Origin of the sequence: Rhodococcus sp. NPDC047139 (assembly GCF_040643435.1) — a bacterium.
Classification (GTDB): Bacteria; Actinomycetota; Actinomycetes; order Mycobacteriales; family Mycobacteriaceae; genus Rhodococcus.
In genome coordinates this window covers 236,448-256,127 of the sequence record NZ_JBEYUH010000001.1, presented here as the reverse complement: position 1 = coordinate 256,127, position 19,680 = coordinate 236,448, and the positions used below count along the sequence as shown (strand labels likewise).

General features: G+C 67.5%; 22 protein-coding genes. 7 read left to right on the top strand and 15 right to left on the bottom strand.

Annotated features, from left to right (window positions below; genetic code table 11):
• Nucleotides 1–40: 40 nt before the first annotated feature.
• Complete coding sequence (locus tag ABZ789_RS01230; RefSeq protein ID WP_358417747.1) at nucleotides 41–721, top strand: amino acid ABC transporter permease; 681 nt, start codon at nucleotides 41–43, stop codon at nucleotides 719–721.
• The gene (locus ABZ789_RS01225; RefSeq protein ID WP_358417744.1) at nucleotides 718–1,626 is read left to right on the top strand and encodes an amino acid ABC transporter permease; all 909 of its coding nucleotides are present in this window, start codon (nucleotides 718–720) and stop codon (nucleotides 1,624–1,626) included. Before ABZ789_RS01230 ends, ABZ789_RS01225 begins: the two co-directional genes overlap by 4 nt.
• A 4-nt stretch (nucleotides 1,627–1,630) precedes the next feature.
• Here the strand turns inward: ABZ789_RS01225 and ABZ789_RS01220 are convergent, their stop codons facing one another.
• The 6 genes from ABZ789_RS01220 to ABZ789_RS01195 form a co-directional block, all read right to left on the bottom strand.
• Entirely contained in the window at nucleotides 1,631–2,236 is a 606-nt protein-coding gene (locus ABZ789_RS01220; protein ID WP_358417741.1) for a regulatory protein RecX, read from the bottom strand.
• Between the two features lie 101 nt (nucleotides 2,237–2,337).
• Nucleotides 2,338–3,381, bottom strand: a complete 1,044-nt coding sequence (gene recA / locus ABZ789_RS01215) for a recombinase RecA (protein ID WP_358417738.1) — start codon at nucleotides 3,379–3,381, stop codon at nucleotides 2,338–2,340.
• A 221-nt stretch (nucleotides 3,382–3,602) separates the two neighbouring features.
• Complete coding sequence (locus tag ABZ789_RS01210) at nucleotides 3,603–3,797, bottom strand: DUF3046 domain-containing protein (RefSeq protein WP_358417735.1); 195 nt, start codon at nucleotides 3,795–3,797, stop codon at nucleotides 3,603–3,605.
• 37 nt (nucleotides 3,798–3,834) lie between these two features.
• The gene (locus ABZ789_RS01205) at nucleotides 3,835–4,980 is read right to left on the bottom strand and encodes a nucleotide disphospho-sugar-binding domain-containing protein (protein WP_358417732.1); all 1,146 of its coding nucleotides are present in this window, start codon (nucleotides 4,978–4,980) and stop codon (nucleotides 3,835–3,837) included.
• A gap of 39 nt (nucleotides 4,981–5,019) precedes the next feature.
• Complete coding sequence (locus ABZ789_RS01200) at nucleotides 5,020–5,742, bottom strand: PIG-L deacetylase family protein (protein WP_358417729.1); 723 nt, start codon at nucleotides 5,740–5,742, stop codon at nucleotides 5,020–5,022.
• Between the two features lie 15 nt (nucleotides 5,743–5,757).
• The gene (locus ABZ789_RS01195) at nucleotides 5,758–6,012 is read right to left on the bottom strand and encodes a hypothetical protein (protein WP_358418227.1); all 255 of its coding nucleotides are present in this window, start codon (nucleotides 6,010–6,012) and stop codon (nucleotides 5,758–5,760) included.
• 164 nt (nucleotides 6,013–6,176) lie between these two features.
• Here ABZ789_RS01195 and ABZ789_RS01190 point away from each other — a divergent pair, with 164 nt between their 5' ends.
• From ABZ789_RS01190 to ABZ789_RS01180, 3 genes are read left to right on the top strand one after another with little or no spacing between them, the layout of a single operon-like run.
• Nucleotides 6,177–6,773, top strand: coding sequence for a biotin transporter BioY (locus tag ABZ789_RS01190; RefSeq protein ID WP_358417726.1), 597 nt, complete (start codon nucleotides 6,177–6,179; stop codon nucleotides 6,771–6,773).
• Between the two features lie 20 nt (nucleotides 6,774–6,793).
• Nucleotides 6,794–7,474: an ABC transporter ATP-binding protein gene (locus ABZ789_RS01185; protein ID WP_358417724.1), complete on the top strand. Its 681-nt coding sequence runs from the start codon at nucleotides 6,794–6,796 to the stop codon at nucleotides 7,472–7,474.
• Nucleotides 7,471–8,076 carry an energy-coupling factor transporter transmembrane protein EcfT gene (locus tag ABZ789_RS01180; RefSeq protein WP_358417721.1) on the top strand — a complete coding sequence of 202 codons (606 nt, stop codon included), beginning with the start codon at nucleotides 7,471–7,473 and terminating at the stop codon, nucleotides 8,074–8,076. The genes ABZ789_RS01185 and ABZ789_RS01180 overlap by 4 nt, the downstream gene beginning before the upstream one ends.
• 55 nt (nucleotides 8,077–8,131) lie before the next feature.
• On the opposite strand, the gene ABZ789_RS01175 is transcribed toward ABZ789_RS01180, so the two are convergent.
• The 4 genes from ABZ789_RS01175 to pgsA form a co-directional block, all read right to left on the bottom strand.
• The gene (locus ABZ789_RS01175) at nucleotides 8,132–8,941 is read right to left on the bottom strand and encodes a hypothetical protein (RefSeq protein WP_358417718.1); all 810 of its coding nucleotides are present in this window, start codon (nucleotides 8,939–8,941) and stop codon (nucleotides 8,132–8,134) included.
• A gap of 27 nt (nucleotides 8,942–8,968) precedes the next feature.
• Nucleotides 8,969–9,778: a phage shock protein PspA gene (gene pspA, locus ABZ789_RS01170; protein ID WP_358417715.1), complete on the bottom strand. Its 810-nt coding sequence runs from the start codon at nucleotides 9,776–9,778 to the stop codon at nucleotides 8,969–8,971.
• Between the two features lie 194 nt (nucleotides 9,779–9,972).
• Nucleotides 9,973–10,356, bottom strand: coding sequence for a helix-turn-helix transcriptional regulator (locus tag ABZ789_RS01165; RefSeq protein ID WP_358417712.1), 384 nt, complete (start codon nucleotides 10,354–10,356; stop codon nucleotides 9,973–9,975).
• Nucleotides 10,357–10,603: 247 nt separating this feature from the next.
• The gene (pgsA, locus tag ABZ789_RS01160; protein WP_358417709.1) at nucleotides 10,604–11,317 is read right to left on the bottom strand and encodes a CDP-diacylglycerol--glycerol-3-phosphate 3-phosphatidyltransferase; all 714 of its coding nucleotides are present in this window, start codon (nucleotides 11,315–11,317) and stop codon (nucleotides 10,604–10,606) included.
• A gap of 43 nt (nucleotides 11,318–11,360) precedes the next feature.
• Here pgsA and ABZ789_RS01155 point away from each other — a divergent pair, with 43 nt between their 5' ends.
• Nucleotides 11,361–11,888 carry an amino-acid N-acetyltransferase gene (locus tag ABZ789_RS01155; RefSeq protein WP_358417706.1) on the top strand — a complete coding sequence of 176 codons (528 nt, stop codon included), beginning with the start codon at nucleotides 11,361–11,363 and terminating at the stop codon, nucleotides 11,886–11,888.
• 37 nt (nucleotides 11,889–11,925) lie between these two features.
• The gene (locus ABZ789_RS01150) at nucleotides 11,926–12,210 is read left to right on the top strand and encodes a YciI family protein (protein WP_358417703.1); all 285 of its coding nucleotides are present in this window, start codon (nucleotides 11,926–11,928) and stop codon (nucleotides 12,208–12,210) included.
• On the opposite strand, the gene ABZ789_RS01145 is transcribed toward ABZ789_RS01150, so the two are convergent.
• The 5 genes from ABZ789_RS01145 to dapA all read right to left on the bottom strand — a co-directional run bounded on the left by ABZ789_RS01145 (nucleotide 12,200) and on the right by dapA (nucleotide 19,655).
• A complete protein-coding gene (locus ABZ789_RS01145; RefSeq protein WP_358417700.1) occupies nucleotides 12,200–13,183 on the bottom strand; it encodes a TerC family protein in 984 nt (327 codons plus the stop codon). The two genes, ABZ789_RS01150 and ABZ789_RS01145, sit on opposite strands and share 11 nt — an antisense overlap.
• Before the next feature lie 168 nt (nucleotides 13,184–13,351).
• Complete coding sequence (locus tag ABZ789_RS01140; RefSeq protein WP_358417697.1) at nucleotides 13,352–16,138, bottom strand: DNA translocase FtsK; 2,787 nt, start codon at nucleotides 16,136–16,138, stop codon at nucleotides 13,352–13,354.
• Nucleotides 16,139–16,229: 91 nt separating this feature from the next.
• Nucleotides 16,230–16,856: a TIGR03085 family metal-binding protein gene (locus ABZ789_RS01135; RefSeq protein WP_358417694.1), complete on the bottom strand. Its 627-nt coding sequence runs from the start codon at nucleotides 16,854–16,856 to the stop codon at nucleotides 16,230–16,232.
• 88 nt (nucleotides 16,857–16,944) lie between these two features.
• Entirely contained in the window at nucleotides 16,945–18,750 is a 1,806-nt protein-coding gene (locus ABZ789_RS01130) for a ribonuclease J (protein WP_358417691.1), read from the bottom strand.
• Nucleotides 18,750–19,655, bottom strand: a complete 906-nt coding sequence (dapA, locus tag ABZ789_RS01125) for a 4-hydroxy-tetrahydrodipicolinate synthase (RefSeq protein ID WP_358417688.1) — start codon at nucleotides 19,653–19,655, stop codon at nucleotides 18,750–18,752. Before dapA ends, ABZ789_RS01130 begins: the two co-directional genes overlap by 1 nt.
• Nucleotides 19,656–19,680: the final 25 nt, after the last annotated feature.

The window sequence follows — 19,680 nt, the reverse complement described above, 5'->3', positions numbered from 1 at the left end:
TTCCGGACCCAGTCCCGTCCCCTCGATCCCGGAGTGACCTGTGGATCTGTTGAGCAAATACGACAGCCAGCTACTCGACGCGTTCTGGACCACGATCCAGTTGACCGTCGCGTCAGCGATCGGCGCCCTGATCCTCGGAACGATCCTCGCGGCGATGCGTGTGTCCCCGATACCGGTGGCACGCGCCGTGGCCACCGCCTACGTGACGATCTTCCGTAACACACCGCTGACGCTGATCATCATCTTCTGCCTGTTCGGTCTGTCTCAGACCCTCGGCATCAAGCTGGCCTCCGAGTCGTCACCGACCTTCCTGGTGGACAACAACTTCCGGCTCGCGGTGCTGGGACTGATCGTGTACACGGCAGCTTTCGTCTGCGAGTCCCTTCGCTCCGGCATCAATACGGTTTCGCTCGGTCAGTCGGAGGCGGGCCGCTCACTGGGCCTGACGTTCGGTCAGAATCTGCGCCTGATCGTGCTGCCGCAGGCGTTCCGGGCCGTCATCGCACCTCTCGGCTCGGTCCTCATCGCGCTGACCAAGAACTCGACGATCGCCTCGGTGATCGGCGTCTCCGAGGCCTCGCTGCTGATGAAGACGATGATCGAGAACGAAGCGGCCATCTTCGTCGTGGGCGGCATCTTCGCGCTCGGATTCGTCATCCTCACCCTCCCCACCGGACTGCTGTTCGGCCGGCTCAGCAAGCGATTCGAGGTTGCCCGATGAGTGCCCACGGAACAGTTCTCTACGACGCTCCCGGACCCCGTGCCAGAGCGATCTACCGAATCCTGTCGGTCGTCGTGGTCGCGGTTCTCCTCCTCGTCGGCTGGATCGTCTACCGTGCGCTCGACGCCAACGGACAGTTGACGGCGGCGAAATGGGAGCCCTTCCTCGAATCCACCAGTTGGACGACCTATCTGCTGCCGGGTATTCGCGGGACGATCGTGGCGGCAGTCGCGTCCATCGTGCTGGCACTCCTGCTCGGCACGGTGCTGGGAATCGCACGCCTGTCGGATCACCGGTGGGTCCGCGTGGTCGCCGGGACGATCGTCGAACTGTTCCGGGCAGTCCCGGTGCTGATTCTGATGATCTTCGCGTACCAGGTGTTCGCCGAGTATCGCGTCTTCAAGTCCGAGTACCTCGCGCTCGCCGCGGTCATCACCGGCCTGACTCTGTACAACGGGTCGGTGATCGCCGAGATCGTTCGCGCGGGTATCCGGTCGCTTCCGCGTGGTCAGTCCGAGGCCGCGGCCGCGATCGGTATGCGCAAGAACCAGATCATGCGGCTGATCCTGCTGCCGCAGGCCGTCACGGTCATGCTTCCGGCCATCGTGTCGCAGATGGTGATCGCGCTCAAGGATTCGGCGCTCGGTTACCTGATCGGTTACGTCGAAGTGGTGCGGTCCGGTCAGCAGCTGGGCGCGTTCTTCGCGAACTATCTGCCGGCTCTCCTGGTGGTCGCCGCGATCATGATCGTCCTCAACAGCGCGCTGACCAGATTCGCGATGTGGCTCGAGAAGCGCCTGCGCTCCGGCAAGCGCAAGGGCGGTGCGGTCCGGACCGAAGAGCCCCAGACCCTTCCCACCATGGCGGTGCCGGGCCTGGACATGAGTGGTGAGGGACGCCGATAGCGTCTCAGTCGTGCGGGAGGTCGCTCGCATCCGCCCCGAGGGCCGCAAGTTCCTCCCGCACGACGTCGAACGCCATTCCCTGCGCGTAACCGCGCCGGGCCAGCATGCCCACGAGTCGCCGCACCAGCTTGTCGCGTTCGGCGGCGACCTCGCGCCGATCACCCTCGGTGGGTAGCGGCGGCTGGGTCCGCAACTTCTTGCGAACCAGTTCGACGGCACGTTCGCGCTCGTCGGCGGTGTCGATCTGCTCGAGTGCGGACGCCGCGTCGGCGGCGTCGATTCCCTTGCGGCGCAATTCGAGTGCGATCGCGCGCTTGCCTTTCCCCGCGTGCAGGTGCCGCGAGCGCGCCCACTGGTTGGCGAATTCGGCGTCGTCGATCAATCCGACCGCGGTGAGACGATCGAGGGCACGCTCGGCGACCTCCGAGGCGAAGCCCTTCTGCTCGAGTTTCACCGCGAGTTCCGACCGGCTGCGTGCACGATCGGTCAACAGACGCAGACAGAGATCCTTGGCCTGCGCTTCCGTTCCCCCGCCGGGGAGTTCCTGCTCGGTGCGAGCGGAGCGCCGCCGCGACCGTCGCTCGGGCCGCCGATCCTCGGTGTCGTCCATGACGCGCACACTAACCGAGCCCACCGACAATGCGGCTGCTCGGAAATGCCCCGGGGCACGGACGACGTGCGTCCGTGCCCCGGGGGCGTTCGAGGCCGTGACTAGAAGTCGACCGGCTCCTCGACGTCGCTCGGATCGGTGAGAACGGCACCGATGCCGAGCTTCTCCTTGATCTTCTTCTCGATCTCGTCGCGCACATCGGTGTTCTCGAGCAGGAACTTGCGAGCGTTTTCCTTGCCCTGGCCGAGTTGGTCGCCTTCGTAGGTGTACCAGGAACCGGACTTTCGGATGAAGCCCTGCTCGACACCCATATCGATGAGCGAGCCCTCCTTGGAGATGCCCTGGCCGTACAGGATGTCGAACTCGGCCTGCTTGAACGGAGGCGAGACCTTGTTCTTGACGACCTTCACCCGAGTGCGGTTGCCGACCGCGTCGCCGCCGTCCTTGAGCGTTTCGATCCGGCGCACGTCCAGACGCACGGAAGCGTAGAACTTCAGTGCCTTGCCACCCGTGGTGGTCTCGGGGGAACCGAACATCACACCGATCTTCTCGCGCAGCTGGTTGATGAAGATCGCGGTGGTACCGGAATTGTTGAGCGCACCGGTCATCTTGCGGAGCGCCTGGCTCATCAACCGGGCCTGGAGGCCGACGTGACTGTCGCCCATCTCGCCCTCGATCTCGGCACGCGGTACGAGCGCCGCCACCGAGTCGATGACGATGATGTCGAGCGCGCCCGAACGGATGAGCATGTCGGCGATCTCGAGGGCCTGCTCACCGGTGTCGGGCTGGGACACGAGCAGGGCGTCGGTGTCGACACCGAGCTTGCGAGCATAGTCCGGGTCGAGCGCATGCTCGGCGTCGATGAATGCCGCGATACCGCCGGCGGCCTGGGCGTTGGCCACCGCATGGAGAGCCACCGTCGTCTTACCCGACGACTCGGGCCCGTAGATCTCGACGACGCGGCCGCGCGGCAGACCGCCGATGCCGAGTGCCACGTCGAGTGCGATCGACCCGGTGGGAATGACTGCGATGGGCGGACGTACGTCCTCGCCCAGGCGCATCACCGAGCCCTTACCGAAGCTCTTGTCGATCTGCGCGAGGGCGAGTTCGAGCGCCTTCTCGCGGTCGTGAGCCTGTGCTGCCATCTTGGTCCCCTTAATCGAATCTCGTCCTTGTTGTCGACGACGTTAGAACCCGGCACCGACAAGTTCGCCGCCGCGAGCGCGAAACGCCGCATCTGTGGATGTCGTCACCACCTGTGGACAACAACCGTCCATACCCCGAGCATAACCGAACACGTGTTCGAAGCCGGATGATTCCTCGCCCCGAGGGGCGGCGCATCTCGCCCGCCGGGCGCTCGGGGTGATTACCGTCGCACAGGTGGGACGTCGAACTCGTCGCAGAGGGCCCGCCAGACCTCACGGGGTTCCTGCCCCGCCTCGATAGCCTCCGCTGCCGTCCGCCCACCGAGCGTGAGCAGCACGTGATCACGCAGCAGTGCATCGCCGTGCATCTGCCCGAACTCGTCCCGGACCACCTCGTAGAACTCCGTCAACCGCACCCCGACCACGGTAGTCGTGTGCGCTGCGCTGCGACAGTCAGTCCGGTACGGCCTCGCACACTTCGACCGGATCCTGCACGCGGCCGGCACTGGCCGCAGCCGCCCGCGCAGCGACAGCGAAGTCCGGCGACGAGAGCACCCGGTCCACCGCGGACCGGATCGACGCGGCAGCGAGCGGACGCACCACTACTGCGCTCCCCTGCCGCGCGGCGCGGTTCGCCAACTCCCACTGGTCGCCGCCGCCGGGCACGATCACTGCGGGGACCCCGGCACTCAGAGTCTTCGCCAGCATCCCGTGGCCGCCACCGCACACGACGACATCGGCCTGCCGGAGCAGGACGTCCTGCCTCCCGCGACCGGCGACAGCCCAATTCGGGAGCGACTGCCCGAGAGGATCCAGCATCGTTGCGGCGACCCGCATGCCGGTCCCGTCGAGGGCCTCGCACACCGTCTCGACCATCCCTGCAACGCCGGTCGTCGCGGTCGACGGTGCGACCATGACGAGCGGGCCGTCGCCCGGAGGAATCTCGAGGATCTCCTCGGTGGGTTCCCACAGCAACGGACCGACCACATGTGCATGCCCGGGCCAGTCGGGGCGGGCCACCTCGAGCGCCGGCAGTGTGGCGATCAGACGCGCTCGCGGTCCGGGATCGCGAGCGGGCAGTCCGATTCCGACGCGCGCGGCCACGCGCTCCCGCTCCCCCTGCCGCAGCGACCGCGCGGTCATCGTCCGCAGCGCAGCGTCCCTCAGGCGACCTCTCACACCCGTGCCCACGTCGAGACCACTTCCGATGGGCGGGAGCCCACGCGACGGGAGATACAGCGGGTGCGGTGACAGTTCGATCCACGGGATCCCCAGTCGCTCGGCGGCCATCCCTCCGCCTGCGGTGAGCACGTCCGACACCACCAGGTCGGGCGAGAGAGCACCGAGATCGTCGATCATCTCGTTCGCGATGTGAGCAGCACGTGCGTGGATCTTCGCCCCGGCGTCACCGTCGTCGTCCTCGAAGCGAGGAGCGAGTCCCTTCAACTCCGCGACCGTCACGCCCGGCACGTCCGCCCCGAGCCACCGCTTGCCCGTGAAGACGACCGCGTCGTGCCCGGCACCCACCAGCCGCAGCGACAACGCGATCGCCGGAATCGCATGACCCGCGTCGGGTCCGGCCACCACCGCCACTCGCACGCGCCCAGCGTGCCACACACCGCCTTCGCGGGACGTCCCCTATCCCGCGAAGGTGTACAACTCGAATCCCGAGGCGCGTGCGGCCGCAAATCCGTCGAGGGGCGCCGACACGCCCTCGACCTGCTCGCGCGCCTGGGCCTCGACCGGCCTGTCGTCCAGAGCCTCGAGATAACGCCTATGTGCGGCAAGGGATTCGACCGCAATATCGACCGTCTCGGTCACGTCCACCGCATGGGTGGGCGACGACGACGGGCACACAGCGACCCATCGGACTCCGCGCCACGGCTCGAGGCCGCGCGCGGTGAGTTCCGGGAAGATCCATTCGTTCGCGGCGTCGGACACGCCGTCGACGACACAGATTCCGAGGGCCCGATGATCGGCGCTGTTGATCCACCCGGGCAGCGGGTTGAGAGTGAAGGCGAGCGTGACCACCATCTCGGGCCGGTGACGCCGGATCGCGGCGGCGATATCGCGGCGTAGATCGAGCCCCGCGACCAGTTGCCCGTCCCGATGCCCGAGGAACTCGACGGTCTCCACCCCGACGATCCGTGCGGACTCACGCTGCTCGGCTTCACGTAGCGGAGCGCTCTGTTCGGGCGGCAGACCCTCGATACCCGCCTCACCCCGGGTGGCCAGGAGGTACCCGATCTCCTTGCCCTGCCCGGTCCATCGCGCGATCGCTGCCGCGGCACCGTATTCGATGTCGTCCGGGTGGGCCACGACGACCAGTCCGCGTTGCCAGTCCTCCGGTACCGCCTCCATGGACGTCCCCTCGTCCTACAGTCGTGTCAGATCGTGCTTGTCACCTCCCGATACTGCCTTGTACAGCAGATATCCGCCGAAGATCACGGCGCCGAGCACGAGAATGCCGAACAGGTTGTCGAGCAGGGCGCCGAGCACGGCGAGTCCGACCCACACCACCGCGACGATTCCTACGATCTTCCAGAACATGGGTACTCCCACCCTCGATGCCGACTGCTCCGCGCCGGCCTGCATTTGCTGGTACACCTCGATCCTGGCAGCTGCTGCCACGAAAAACACCAGGTCAACACAGATATCAGGGAAAGATCGGGGGTCTCCCCGAGGCGCACCCCGGGGCGGCACCCGAACACTCGGGGCCGGGTCGGTGACGCAGGGCACCCCTGCACGGCTTAGGCTCGACGGGTTCACCGTCCACACCAGAAGGCTGAGAAATCGTGTCCTCGTCCCGACGTGTCCCCGCGCGCGACCTCGCGCAGATCGCCGTCTTCGCCGCCCTGATCATCGCCTTGGGCCTGCCCGGTCAGATCAGTATCGGGTCGTCCGGTGTGCCGATCACGCTGCAGACCCTCGGTGTGATGCTCGCGGGCGCACTGCTCGGTGCGCGCAAGGGTGTTCTCTCGGTGCTCACCGTGATCGTGCTGGGACTGGCACTGCCCGTACTCGCCGGCGGCCGCACGACTCTCACATCGCTGGCCGGACCCACAGTGGGCTTCCTCGTCGGCTGGATCCCGGCGGTCGCCGTGATCGGCTGGCTCAGCATGCGAATGCTGCCGCGATATCGGACGCTGCCCGGTGTCGCCGTGAACGTGCTCGGCGGCATCGTGGTGCTCTACGCCTTCGGTATCGCGGGGATGGTCCTGCGGACCGAACTCACGGTATGGGCTGCGGCCGCAGCCAACCTCGCCTTCCTCCCCGGCGACATGATCAAGGCGGTCGTCGCCGCCGCAGTCGCCGCCCAGGTGCACCGCGCCTACCCGTCGCTGGTGGCACCGCGCCTCGCGCACCGGCCCGCGGCCGACCCCACCCACTGACGACGGTAAACCTGCCGTCGATGAGTGAGATCCGATTCCGGGACGTTCGACACGCCTACGGCGAGCGCACCGTCCTCGACGGCGTCGACGTCGCCCTCACCGAGCGGCGCATCGGCATCGTCGGCGCGAACGGCAGCGGCAAGTCGACGATGGCACGGATGATCAACGGCCTGCTCGTCCCGTCATCCGGCTCGGTGACCGTGGACGGTCTCGACACGGCGGGAAAAGGCCGTGAGGTGCGCAGGAAGGTGGGCTTCGTCTTCACCGACCCGGACCACCAGATCGTCATGCCGACGGTCGCCGAGGACGTGGCGTTCTCCCTGCGACGCAGCGGACTCGGCAAGCAGGAGCGGGCATCCCGGGTCCGGCAAGTCCTCGAGGACTTCGGGCTCGCGGGCCACCACGACCACCCGAGCCATCTGCTCTCGGGCGGACAGAAACAGTTGCTCGCGCTCGCGGCGATCATGGTCACCGACCCCGCGGTGCTCGTCGCCGACGAACCGACGACCCTCCTCGATCTCCGCAACACCAAACTCATCGCGCGCACCTTCGCGAACCTGCCGCAGCAGGTGATCGCGGTGACCCACAATCTCGATCTACTCACCGATTTCGATCGCGTTCTCGTGGTGGATTCGGGGCGCATCGTCGCCGACGACGAGCCTGTCCCGGCGCTGGCGTTCTACCGGGACCTGATCGGGTGAACACCTTCGGTCTCTATCACCCGGGTGACTCCGTCCTGCACAGGCTTCCGGCGGGAGTGAAACTGCTCGCCGCCGCAGCGATCATCCTCGCGCTGACCTTGTGGATCCGGCAGCCCTGGCAGGTCCTTCCGTCTCTGGGCCTGACCGTTCTCGCCTACGCGGCGGCCCGCATCCCCCCGCGTCTCGCCGCTGTTCAGTTGCGGCCGCTGGTGTGGATGCTGGGGGTCGTCGCGGTGTTCCAGATGCTCGTGGCCGGGTGGGAACGCGCAGTGGTGATCTGCGGATCGCTGCTCGTGGCGGTCGCGCTCGCAGCCCTCGTGACCCTTACGACCCGGACCACCGAGATGCTCGACGCGATCGTGCGGGCGGCGCGGCCCCTCGCCCGTGTGGGAGTGGACCCCGATCGGGTGGGGCTGGTACTGGTGATGACCGTCCGCGCGATCCCATTGCTGGCAACGGTGGTCACCCGGGTCACCGAGGCACGCAAGGCGCGCGGCCTCGGCTTCTCGTTGCGCGCGCTCGTGGTGCCCGTGGTCGTGGGAGCATTGCGCACCGCCGAGGCGATGGGCGAGGCCCTCGCTGCCCGCGGTGTGGACGACTGACCACACCGGAAGGCGCAGAGAAAGCGGACGTCGGAGGCGTCGTGACGAGGTGGTCTCAGCTGCGGTAACGCTGCTCGATCTGCCCGACTTCGCGCCAGGACTGAGCCCAGCCCTCGAGTTTGTCGGACGTCGCGATCAATTCGGCACGCCGCTGGTCGAGCAGCGTCAGCGACCGGTTGCCCTCCGCCGTCGCGGCCAGACGTGCGGCCGCGGCGACGAGTTCCTCGAACTGGTCGACGCCGATACCCAGACGCTCCCCCGCGTCGGTGATCGCGACCGACAGGTGGGCTTTCGCGGCCGCGCTGCCACGTGCGGCGGATTCGAGGGCCACGACGTCCTCCACGACGTCCTCGAGAGCGGACGCCGCTGCGCGGGCAGCATCGTCGATCTCGGCGAGATCCTCCGCGGCTACCGAGTTCGACCGAACGAGCACGCCGAGCAGTCGCCTCAGGCTGTCCTCGTTCGCCGCCAGCCGTTCCATCGGGGCACGGGCGACCGATCCGGCCGGTGGGAGCGACCGGCGACGAGGCAGAGGTGGGGGCAAGGGCCGCGAATCGAGGCGGCGGAACGTCCGGAGGGACAGGACGGCGGGCACCGCGAGGGCCGCCGCGGCACCTCCGGTCGCCACGACCGTCCATTCGGGGGCCGACGCCACGGCGAGCGTGGCAGTTCCGATCGCGGTGGTCGCCGAGCCGGCTCCGAGGAAACTGGCGCGGCGACGGGCACGGCGCTTCTTTCGCCGTAGTCGTGCCGCAGGATCACGCCAGCGGCGCGCGGCATCCAACGCGGTACCTGTCATATCGCGGATGGCCGCAACGGCCGAGCCGGAGAGGTTCCCGGCCCGGTCGTCTCCGGGGGCGTTCACGGTGGATCTACTCGGCGACGTGCGGAATCAGCGGCCCGTGGTGCCGGCCGCGTTCGGTGGTTCCTTGCGGGTCTCGACCGCAGGGTTGGCGGCGGGCGCACCGGGAAGCGCCTCCCCCTTCATCGAAGCCCGGATCTGCTCGAGCCTACTGTGGCCCGCCATCTGGACAGTGGCCTGCTGCACCTCGAGCATGCGTCCCTGCACGGAGTTCTGGGCGAGTTCGGCCGAGCCGAGAGCGTTGGCGTACCGGCGCTCGATCTTCTCCCGGACCGCATCGAGGCTCGGGGTGCTGCCCGGGGCGGCGAGGGTCGAATCCATCGACCGCAACGACTCGCTCACGCGTTCCTGCATCTTGGCCTGTTCGAGCTGGCTGAGCAGCTTCGTCCGCTCGGCGACCTTCTGCTGCAGCGCCATGGCGTTCTGCTCGACCGCCTTCTTGGCCTGCGCGGCAGCCTGCAGCGACTGATCGTGCAGCACCTTGAGATCTTCGACGGACTGTTCGGCGGTCACGAGTTGCGCAGCGAACGCTTCCGCTGCATTCGTGTACTGGATCGCCTTCTCGGTGTCGCCGGCGGCCGTGGCCTGATCGGCCATCATCACGGCCTGTCGAGCGCTGGCGTTGAGCTTCTCGACCTCGTCCAGCTGACGATTGAGCTTCATCTCCAACTGACGCTGATTACCGATGACGGAAGCCGCCTGCTGCGAGAGCGCCTGATGCTGACGTTGAGCGTCCTCGATCGCCTGCTGAATCTGGACCTTCGGATCGGCCTTCTCATCGATCTTCGAGTTGAAAAGTGCCATGAGGTACTTCCAGCCCTTGACGAAAGGATTAGCCATGGGTGTGATCCTGCCTCCATCTGGTACGCCGCGCCGAACGCGACCCGGGACGCGGCCCTCGCGCCCCGGTTCGACGGTCGCCGGTCCGCTGCTATCCCCGGCGACCCACCTGCCCTCTCCGAGGCCGTGAACGCCCCCGGTCCATCTCGCCTTCCACCCGTGTCCGGCGAAGCCGACACGGTTCGTGATCCATGTTAGGCGGCTGCCAGCGCCTGTGCGGCGGGTGCGGGAATCACCATCCGTGGCTCCTGAGCGAGCAACCCGGGCTCGGCGGAGCCGTTGTCGGTCCGGTCGGCCGATGCCGCCTCGGATCCGGTGGTCTCCATAGCTGTACGACGGGCGACCCCGTCTGCCAACAGACCGCTGACGTCGAAGAGCACGTCGGACAGCGGGACGTCCAGTGCATCGCAGATGGCCGCGAGCAGTTCGCTCGAGGCTTCCTTTCTTCCGCGCTCGATTTCCGAGAGATAACCGAGGCTGACCCGGGCGCTGCTGGAAACTTCGCGCAGGGTGCGACTCTGCGAAACACGGGTGCGCCGAAGGCTGTCACCGAGTGCCTCACGCAACAACAGCGCCATCCCATCCTCCTTCGTCCGTCGTGCCGACACCTCGACAACGCACGACGACGTCGCGAGGTTCCCACAGATCGATCGGACCTCGATACTGCGGTGTCCAGACATTACAACGCCGACGGCCACTGCAGACGCGCGAGTAGTCCCGACACAGCGCCGGCGACGGCGCCGAGCCGGATCCGCCGACGATCGCCGACCGGCCGAGGCCCTGTCATCGCGGTCCCGCCGGGTCCGCTGATCGCGACGAAAACCCTCACCGAGCGTCCTCACCCACAGCACGCTCCGCGTCGGAACGCTCCCCTTCGAAGGCATCCTCGGCATGGGCGTTCTCGCTGCGGCGCACTCCGGTGCGCAGTCGTGCGGCCTGGATCACGTAGTCGAGTCCCGTCACGACCGTCAGAGCGACGGCCACGATCATCGAGCCCATCGCAATCGGGGCCACCGCCTCCGGCAGGGGAAGGAGGTAGATCCCGATGGCGAGGGTCTGCACGAAAGTCTTGGCCTTGCCTCCCCGGCTCGCGGGGATTACAGCGTGGCGCAGGACGGCGAAGCGCAGGGCGGTGATTCCCAGCTCCCGGGCGGCGATGATCCCGGTGATCCACCACGACAGGTCACCGAGCAACGACAGGCCTACCAGCGCCGCGCCGATGAGGGCCTTGTCGGCGATGGGGTCGGCGAGCTTTCCGAAGTCGGTGACGAGCCCGTATCGCCGCGCGAGTTGACCGTCGATCCGGTCTGTGATGGCGGCGATCGCGAAGACTCCGGTCGCCGCGAGCCTCCACGCTGTGTCGTGCCCGTCGCCGACGAAGAGCAGCACGAGGAAAAGCGGTACCAGTGCGATCCGGCCGACCGTCAGGATGTTGGCGATGTTCCACAGCGGCACCGGCTCGTGCGGGTTCCCGGCGTGCGGTCCCGGTGCGGCACCGCTCCCGCCCGACGCGGTGACATGCTGGCGGGGCGTGCTCATGTGCCCCACAATATCGGTAGCCGCACGCGCTACTGTTCACCGCATGACGACATCGGCGACGAATCACGACTCGACCGATCGAATGGTCGTGCGCCGCGCCCGAACCTCCGACGTGCCCGAGATCAAGAGACTCATCGACATCTACGCCGGCCGGATCCTGCTCGAGAAGAATCTGGTGACGTTGTACGAAGCAGTCCAGGAGTTCTGGGTGGCCGAACTCGGAGGCAGTGTCGTCGGGTGCGGTGCGCTGCACGTGTTGTGGTCGGATCTCGGCGAGGTGCGCACCGTGGCGGTCGATCCCGCGGTCAAGGGCCACGGCGCGGGTCACCTGATCGTGTCGCGGCTGATCGAAGTCGCGCGTGAGCTGGAGTTGGAACGGCTGTTCGTACTCACCTTCGAGGTGGACTTCTTCGCACGGCACGGTTTTGCGGAGATCCACGGGACACCGGTCACCGCCGAGGTCTACGCCGAGATGTGCCGCTCGTACGATACGGGCGTCGCCGAGTTCCTGGACCTGAGCTACGTGAAACCGAACACGCTCGGGAACACCCGGATGCTGCTCACCCTCTGAAGCCCCGAACAGAGCCCCACGAAGAAAGCGAGGAACGATGGCCCTCTTCGCCGTCGAGTACACCTATTCGGACGCGACCGCCCCGGCGCGTGACGAACACCGCCCGAAGCATCGGGCCTGGCTCGGCGAACTGGTGGAGCAGGGCATCGTGCGGGCGACCGGACCGTGGACGGACGGTTCCGGCGCTCTCATCCTCATCGATGTGGCGGACGAGGCCGCGGCACGCGAACTCATGGCCCAGGACCCGTTCGCGCAGCGCGACCTCGTCGAGGCCGTGCGCATCACCGGGTGGACCCCGGTGATGGGCGTGTTCAACGCTTGACGGGTTCGTCCGCCCCTCGTGTCTTGACAAGGCTCGCCACCGTCGTCACGACCAGCACGCCCACGATCACCGTCAACGACAGACCCGTCGAGATCTCGGGTACGGCCACGTGCTCGCCCCCGTTGATCCAGCCGAGCGTGTTCTCGTGCAGGGCATGCAGAACCAGTTTCACACCGATGAACGCCAGGATGACCGAGAGGCCGTAGGACAGATACACGAGCCGCTCGAGCAGACCGCCGATGAGGAAGAACAGCTGGCGAAGACCCATCAGCGCGAAGGCGTTGGCGGTGAAGACCAGGTAGGGCTCGGCGGTCAGCCCGTAGATCGCCGGAATCGAGTCGAGCGCGAAGAGGATGTCGGTGAAGCCGATCGCGACGAGCGCGAGCAGCATCGGGGTGACCATCTTCTTGCCGTCGATTCGCGTGACGAGCTTGTCTCCGTCGTACTCGTCGTGGACCGGCAAGAACTTCCGGGCCAGCTTGACCATCCGATTCTCGGAGATCTCCTGCGGGTCCTCGCCGTGGTCGCGGATCAGCTTGACGGCCGTGTAGATCAGGAAGATGCCGAAGAGGTAGAACACCCAGCTGTAGGCGTTGATAGCCGCCGCACCGACCCCGATGAAGACACCGCGCATGATCAGGGCCAGGACGATGCCGATCGTGAGGACCTTCTGCTGGAACTCGCGAGGTACGGCGAAGGTCGCCATGAGGATGACGAACACGAACAGGTTGTCGACCGACAGCGCCTTCTCGGTGATGTAACCGGCGAAGTACTCGCCACCGTAGGTCGGCCCCCATACGGCGAAGACGATGACGCCGAAGACGATTGCGATCGCGATGAACACCGCCGACCAGAATCCGGATTCACGCAGCGTCGGCGCATGGGGTTTGCGGACGTGAGCGAAGAAGTCGAAGACGAACAGTCCGATGATGACGGCGATCGTGATCAGCCAGGTCGTCAGAGTTACGTGCACGGGCCCACAGCCTTCCGGTAGGTTCTCGTACCTGCCGGAGGTCTCTCCCGCCCGGAACGTTCCCGGACCGACGGCCCCGGGACGGCATCGGCGCCGCACGTGTTGACGAGACCGCCGCGGATCAGGGGATACTCCCCTCCACAGCTTCCTCGATTGTGCCACAGGCGTCTACTGGGCACCGGACGCGTCCTCCGGAGCATCGCCGCCACCGCGGATCGAATACAGCAGCCCGTCGAGTTCCTCCGGCTTGACCAGCACTTCTCGGGCCTTGCTGCCCTCGCTGGGCCCGACGACTCCGCGTGTCTCCATCAGATCCATCAGGCGACCGGCCTTCGCGAATCCGACGCGCAACTTGCGTTGGAGCATGGAGGTCGAACCGAACTGGCTCGTCACGACCAGCTCGACCGCCTGGAGGAATACGTCGAGGTCGTCGCCGATGTCGGGGTCGACATCCTTCTTGTCACCGGCCTTCGGCGCGGTGACGCCCTCGTTGTACTCGGGCTCGGCCTGGTTCTTCGCGAAGTCGACGACCGCCGCGATCTCCTCGTCGGTGATGAAGGCACCCTGCATGCGCACGGGCTTGCCCGCACCCATCGGCAGGAACAGCCCGTCGCCCATACCGATGAGCTTCTCGGCGCCCGGCTGATCGAGGATGACACGCGAGTCGGTCAGCGAACTCGTGGCGAAAGCGAGCCTCGACGGGACGTTCGTCTTGATCAGGCCGGTCACCACGTCCACAGAGGGTCGCTGGGTGGCGAGCACGAGGTGGATGCCGGCGGCACGGGCCTTCTGCGTGATGCGCACGATCGCATCCTCGACGTCGCGCGGCGCCGTCATCATGAGGTCGGCGAGCTCGTCGACGATCGCGAGGATGTACGGATACGGCCGGTACACCCGCTCGCTGCCGAGCGGTGCGGTGATCTCCCCCGACTTCACCTTCGCGTTGAAGTCGTCGATGTGCCGCACCCGGTTCGCCTGCATGTCCTGATAGCGCTGCTCCATCTCCTCGACGAGCCAGGCGAGCGCCGCAGCGGCCTTCTTCGGCTGGGTGATGATGGGTGTGATCAGATGCGGAATGCCCTCGTAAGGGGTGAGTTCGACCATCTTCGGGTCGATGAGAATGAGTCGGACCTCGTCGGGAGTCGCCCGGATGAGCAGCGAGACGAGCATCGAGTTCACGAAGCTCGACTTACCGGAACCCGTGGAACCGGCCACCAGCAGGTGCGGCATCTTCGCGAGGTTCGCGGAGACGAAATCCCCTTCGATGTCCTTGCCGAGGCCGATGACCAGCGGGTGATGGTCGCGGCGGGTCGAGGGTGCCGCGAGCACGTCCGACAGGCGGACGAGTTCACGGTCGGTGTTCGGAACCTCGATGCCGACAGCGGACTTTCCGGGTATGGGCGCGAGCAACCGCACGTTGTCGGTCGCGACGGCATAGGCGATGTTGCGCGCGAGCGCGGTGATCTTCTCGACCTTGACGCCGGGCCCGAGTTCGACCTCGTAGCGGGTGACCGTCGGGCCGCGAGTGAAACCGGTGACCGCGGCATCGATCTTGAACTGTTCGAGGACCTCGGTGATCGCTTCGATCATCTGGTCGTTGGCGGCCGAGCGTGTCTTCGGCGGGTCGCCCTTGGTGAGCAGGGCGAGCGACGGGAGCGTGTAGTCCCCGTCGACCTCCCGATCGCGAACGAACGTCTCGGCCGGCTCGGGTTCCGACGTCTGGTCGGCGACAGGGGACGCTGGAGCCGGTGCCTGCTTCTTGCTGCGCGCCGGCACCGCGGGAACCGCTGCGGCCTCGGACTCCGCCGCCGGCATCTCCGAGGTCGGTGGGGGGGTGCGGGGCGCCTCGGGTTCGGGGTCGGCGTCCTCCCACAGCGGGGGGGCCTCGGTTTTCGCGTCGCCGTCGAACTCGTCGGGCGGATAGTTCTCGACCGGGGTGCGCCGGCGCCGCGATCTCCTCGGAGCCGGCGCCTCGTCGAGGGGATAGCCGTCGGCGTCGAACATCGGGGGCTCGTCGTGTCCGTAACCGTCGTCGTAGTGGTCGTCGTAGTCGCCGTACTCGTCGTCGACGCGGTAGCCGAGCCCGAAGTAGTCGCGGAAGAGCTCGGGCAGTTCGCGCACGGTGGTTCCGGTGAGCAGCAGTACTCCGAAGCCCGCCGCGAGCAGCATCAGCGGGACGGACAGCCAGACCGTCAGTCCGGTGGTGAGTGGCCCGCCTACAGCGGCGCCGACGAAACCTGCTCCTTCGGCGCGTCCGTCGGCATCGGTCGGTGAGCCGGACGCGATGTGCCACAGTCCGAGCGCCGGCAGGCCCAGCAGCAATCCGCCGACGACGAGCCGGGGCCGGATCTCGGGCTGGGGTTCGGTACGCATGAGAGTGACCGCGACACCGATCGCGGCGAGGGGAAGAACTGCACTCGCACCACCGGTGACGGCGCGGACGGCCGTCTCGACCCACTCCCCTACCGGCCCGCCGACGCCGAACCACACCGTGCCGGCGACGATCACAGCGGCCGCGAGCAGACCGAGGGCGATCCCGTCGCGGCGGTGGCCGTGTTCGATCTCGGTCGCGCGTCCCATCGTGCGGGTCGTGGCTCCGACGGCACGGGCCGTCATCACCCAGCCGGCGCTGATCGTGCGGCCCACCGCAGTAAGGATTCCTCCGGAACTGCGCCGGGCGCGGGCAGGCGCGGGGCGACGACCGGCCGGCGCACGCCGCGCGGTGCCCGAGGCCCGACGGCTCGTGGTCGAGGCACCGCCACGCGGCCTACGTGCGGGGGTGGACCTGTTCGCGGAACCGGACGCCTTCGACGACTTGGTCGTCGATCTGCTCTTCGAGTTCGACGCGCTCGTGGTGCGGGCGCGGGCAGTGCTGCCACCCGAGCTACGCGTCCCCGTCCGCGACCGAGAGGTGGCAGACGACGTTCCGCGAGCACCCGACGACTTTCCTGCCATATCGCCAGGGTAGCCGCACGAGCCTCTCCTGAACCATCAGCCACACGGGAGCCGCACGGCGGCACTGGTCACACGGGCCTCCGGCGACGGCTCACAGCCCGCGTTTCGATCCCTTCAGTTCCGTCACAGCCGACTCGTCGCCGTCGGTCTCCACCCGCACCTCGTCACGACCGAAGGCGTGCAGCAGGAGTTCGGACGGTTCGCCGCGCATGACGACCGTGCGGGGACCGCGCTTGCGCACGGTCGCCTTCTCGCCGGAGTCGGACCGCTCGAACACGACGGTGACGTCGCAGCCGCCGTAGCTCCTCCGGCCGATCATCCGGGCCATCCGCCACAGCTGGTCCTGGTCTGCCGCCGACAACGTGCGTGGCTCCCAGCCCGGCCGGGCACGCCTCACGTCCTCGTGGTGCACGAACATCTCGGCGGCGTTGGCCACGGAATCGAGCAGGAACATCGGGGACCACTTCGGCGGGCCGGAATCGACGTCCGCGAGCAGGTGTGACCACTGCCGGTCGGTGGCGGCGCGACGCACCTTCTCCGTGTGCCCGGACAGGGCCGGGACCATGATCCCGGGCATCGCATCCGGGCGACGCTCACGGACGAGCAGATGCGCGGCCAGATCCCGGACCGTCCAGTCGCCGCAGAGCGTCGGGGCGTCGGGGCCGACCTCGGACATGGTGCGGACGAGGGCATGTCGTTCGCTTCGGGCGAGGCTCATTCCGCCACTCTAGCGAGCGGTGATCGCCCCGCCCATCGCGCGAGCCCGCGTGTTCGGGCCCGCGCCGACGGGATTCGTGGGGTTGCGCTCAGGAGACCGCGATCACCGTGGGCACGATCATCGGGCGACGCCGGTAGGTCTCCGCCACCCACCGGCCGACGACCCGGCGGATGCCCTGGGCGATGCGATGGGTCTCGGTGACACCTTCGGCTGCGAGTTCGTTGAGAGCCTTGTCGACGAGTTGCGCCGCTTCGTTCAGAGCAGCCGGATCGTCGGAGAACCCACGGCCCGAGACCTCGGGGGTGCTCACCGCACGACCGGTGGTGGCGTCGACCGCCACGGAGATCGAGATGAACCCTCCTTCGCCGAGGACGAGACGGTCGGACAAGGTGGATTCCCCGACATCGCCCACCGACAGACCGTCGACATAGACGTGGCCCACCGGCACCCGGCCGACGATCTCGGCGAGTCCGTCGACCATGTCGACGACGACGCCGTCCTCCGCGAGCACGATCCGCTCGCGGGGAACACCCGTCGCCTCTGCGAGCGCCGCGTTGGCTCGGAGGTGACGCCATTCGCCGTGCACCGGCATCGCATTGGTCGGTCGCACCGCGTTGTACAGATACAGCAGTTCACCGGCCGAGGCGTGGCCCGAGACGTGCACCTTCGCGTTCTGCTGCGTCACGACCTTCGCTCCGCGCTTGGCGAGACCGTTGACGACCGCGAACACCGAATTCTCGTTGCCGGGGATCAACGACGACGCGAGCACCACGAGGTCGTCGGCGCGAATATTGATCTGCCGGTGCTCGCCCCGCGCCATCCGGGACAGGGCCGAGAGCGGTTCGCCCTGCGAACCCGTCGAGACCAGCACGATGCGGTCGTCGGGCATGCTCGCCGCGGTGTCGATGTCGACCTCGAGACCGTCGGGCACGTTCAGGTAACCGAGATCCTGCGCGATCTGCATATTGCGCACCATCGACCGGCCGACGAACGCCACGCGCCGGTTGTAGCGTTCGGCGACGTCCACGATCTGCTGGATGCGGTGCACGTGGCTCGCGAAGGACGCCACGATCACCCGGTTCGTGGCCTTGCCGATGACGTTGTCGAGAACTCCCCCGATCTCGCGTTCGGGCGTGACGAAGCCCGGCACCTCGGCGTTCGTCGAGTCGACGAGGAAGAGGTCGACGCCCTCGTCGCCGAGGCGGGAGAAACCCGCAAGGTCGGTGAGACGGTTGTCGAGCGGCAACTGGTCGAGCTTGATGTCGCCGGTGTGCAACACGACACCTGCGGCGGTGCGGATGGCGACGGCGATGGCGTCCGGGATGGAGTGGTTGACCGCGAAGTACTCGCACTCGAACGGGCCGTGCGAGGTGGTCTGCCCCTCGACGACCTCGACGAGGTTGGGCCGCTGCCGGTGTTCGCGGCACTTCGCGGCGACCAGCGCCAAGGTGAACTTGGAGCCGACGACCGGGATGTCCGGGCGCAGTCGCAGCAGGAACGGCACAGCGCCGATGTGGTCTTCGTGACCGTGGGTCAGCACGATCGCCTCGACGTCGGCCATCCGGTCCTCGATGTACCGGAAGTCCGGGAGGATCAGATCGACACCCGGCTGCTGGTCTTCGGGGAAGAGCACACCGCAGTCGACGATGAGCAGGCGTCCCTGGTGTTCGAAGACCGTCATGTTGCGGCCGATCTCGCCGATACCACCGAGCGCGACGACCCGCAGACCGTTGCGAGGAGCCTTGGGGGGCGTGCCCAGCCGCTCGGTGGGGTCGACGATCCGTGTGTCGGGGCGCTGAGCGGCGGCGGAATTCTGCGCCACCCGGCGCGGGGCGCGGGCCGGCGGGCCGGCGTTACGGGTAGCGCGGCCACGACCGCGGGCGGGACGACTCATCACAGCACCCCCGCGGTCTGCAGATCTGCTGCGAGAGCATCGATCTGCGCGGCGACCGGCGCGACTTGCGGCAGACGTGGTTCCCCGACGTCGATACCGAGCAATCGCAGGCCGGCCTTGGACGCGCTCACTCCGCCCAGGCGCGCGACGGCCCGATAGATCGGAATCATGGACAGATTGATGCGGCGGGCGAGCTCGAGATCCCCGGCCGCGAAGGCCGTGTGCAGCTCGCGGAGGCGGCCCGGCACGAGATGGCCGATCACGCTCACGAATCCGACAGCTCCGACGGACAGCCAGGGCAGGTTCAAGGGGTCGTCGCCCGAATAGAACTGAAGTTCGGTGGTTCCGATCAGTTCGGCGCCCGCGTTGAGGTCGCCCTTGGCGTCCTTGACCGCGAGGATCCGCGGATGCTCGGCGAGAAGGCGCAACGTGTCGGTCTCGATCGGTACGACCGAACGCGGTGGGATGTCGTAGAGCATAACCGGCAGATCGGTCGCGTCGGCAACGGCGAGGAAGTGAGCGTAGAGCCCTGCCTGCGGGGGTCGCGAGTAGTACGGGGTCACCACGAGCAGGCCGTGCGCACCGGCGCGGGCAGCGTCGCGCGCGAGTTCGACGCTGTGGGCGGTGTCGTTGCTTCCTGCCCCCGCGATGATCTTGGCGCGGTCGCCGACGGACGCGAGCACCGCTCGCATGAGTTCCATCTTCTCGTTCTCGGTCGTGGTGGGCGATTCGCCGGTCGTACCGGCGAGAACCAGTGCGTCGCAGCCACCGTCGACGAGGTAGTTCGCCAGACGCACACCCGCATCCACGTCGAGCTTGCCATCGGCAGTGAACGGGGTCACCATCGCAGTGGCGACGGTGCCGAACGGAAGCTCGACAGCAGTTGCGGAATCACCGTTGGTCATGGTCAGAAGGCTACCGCGTGGCCTG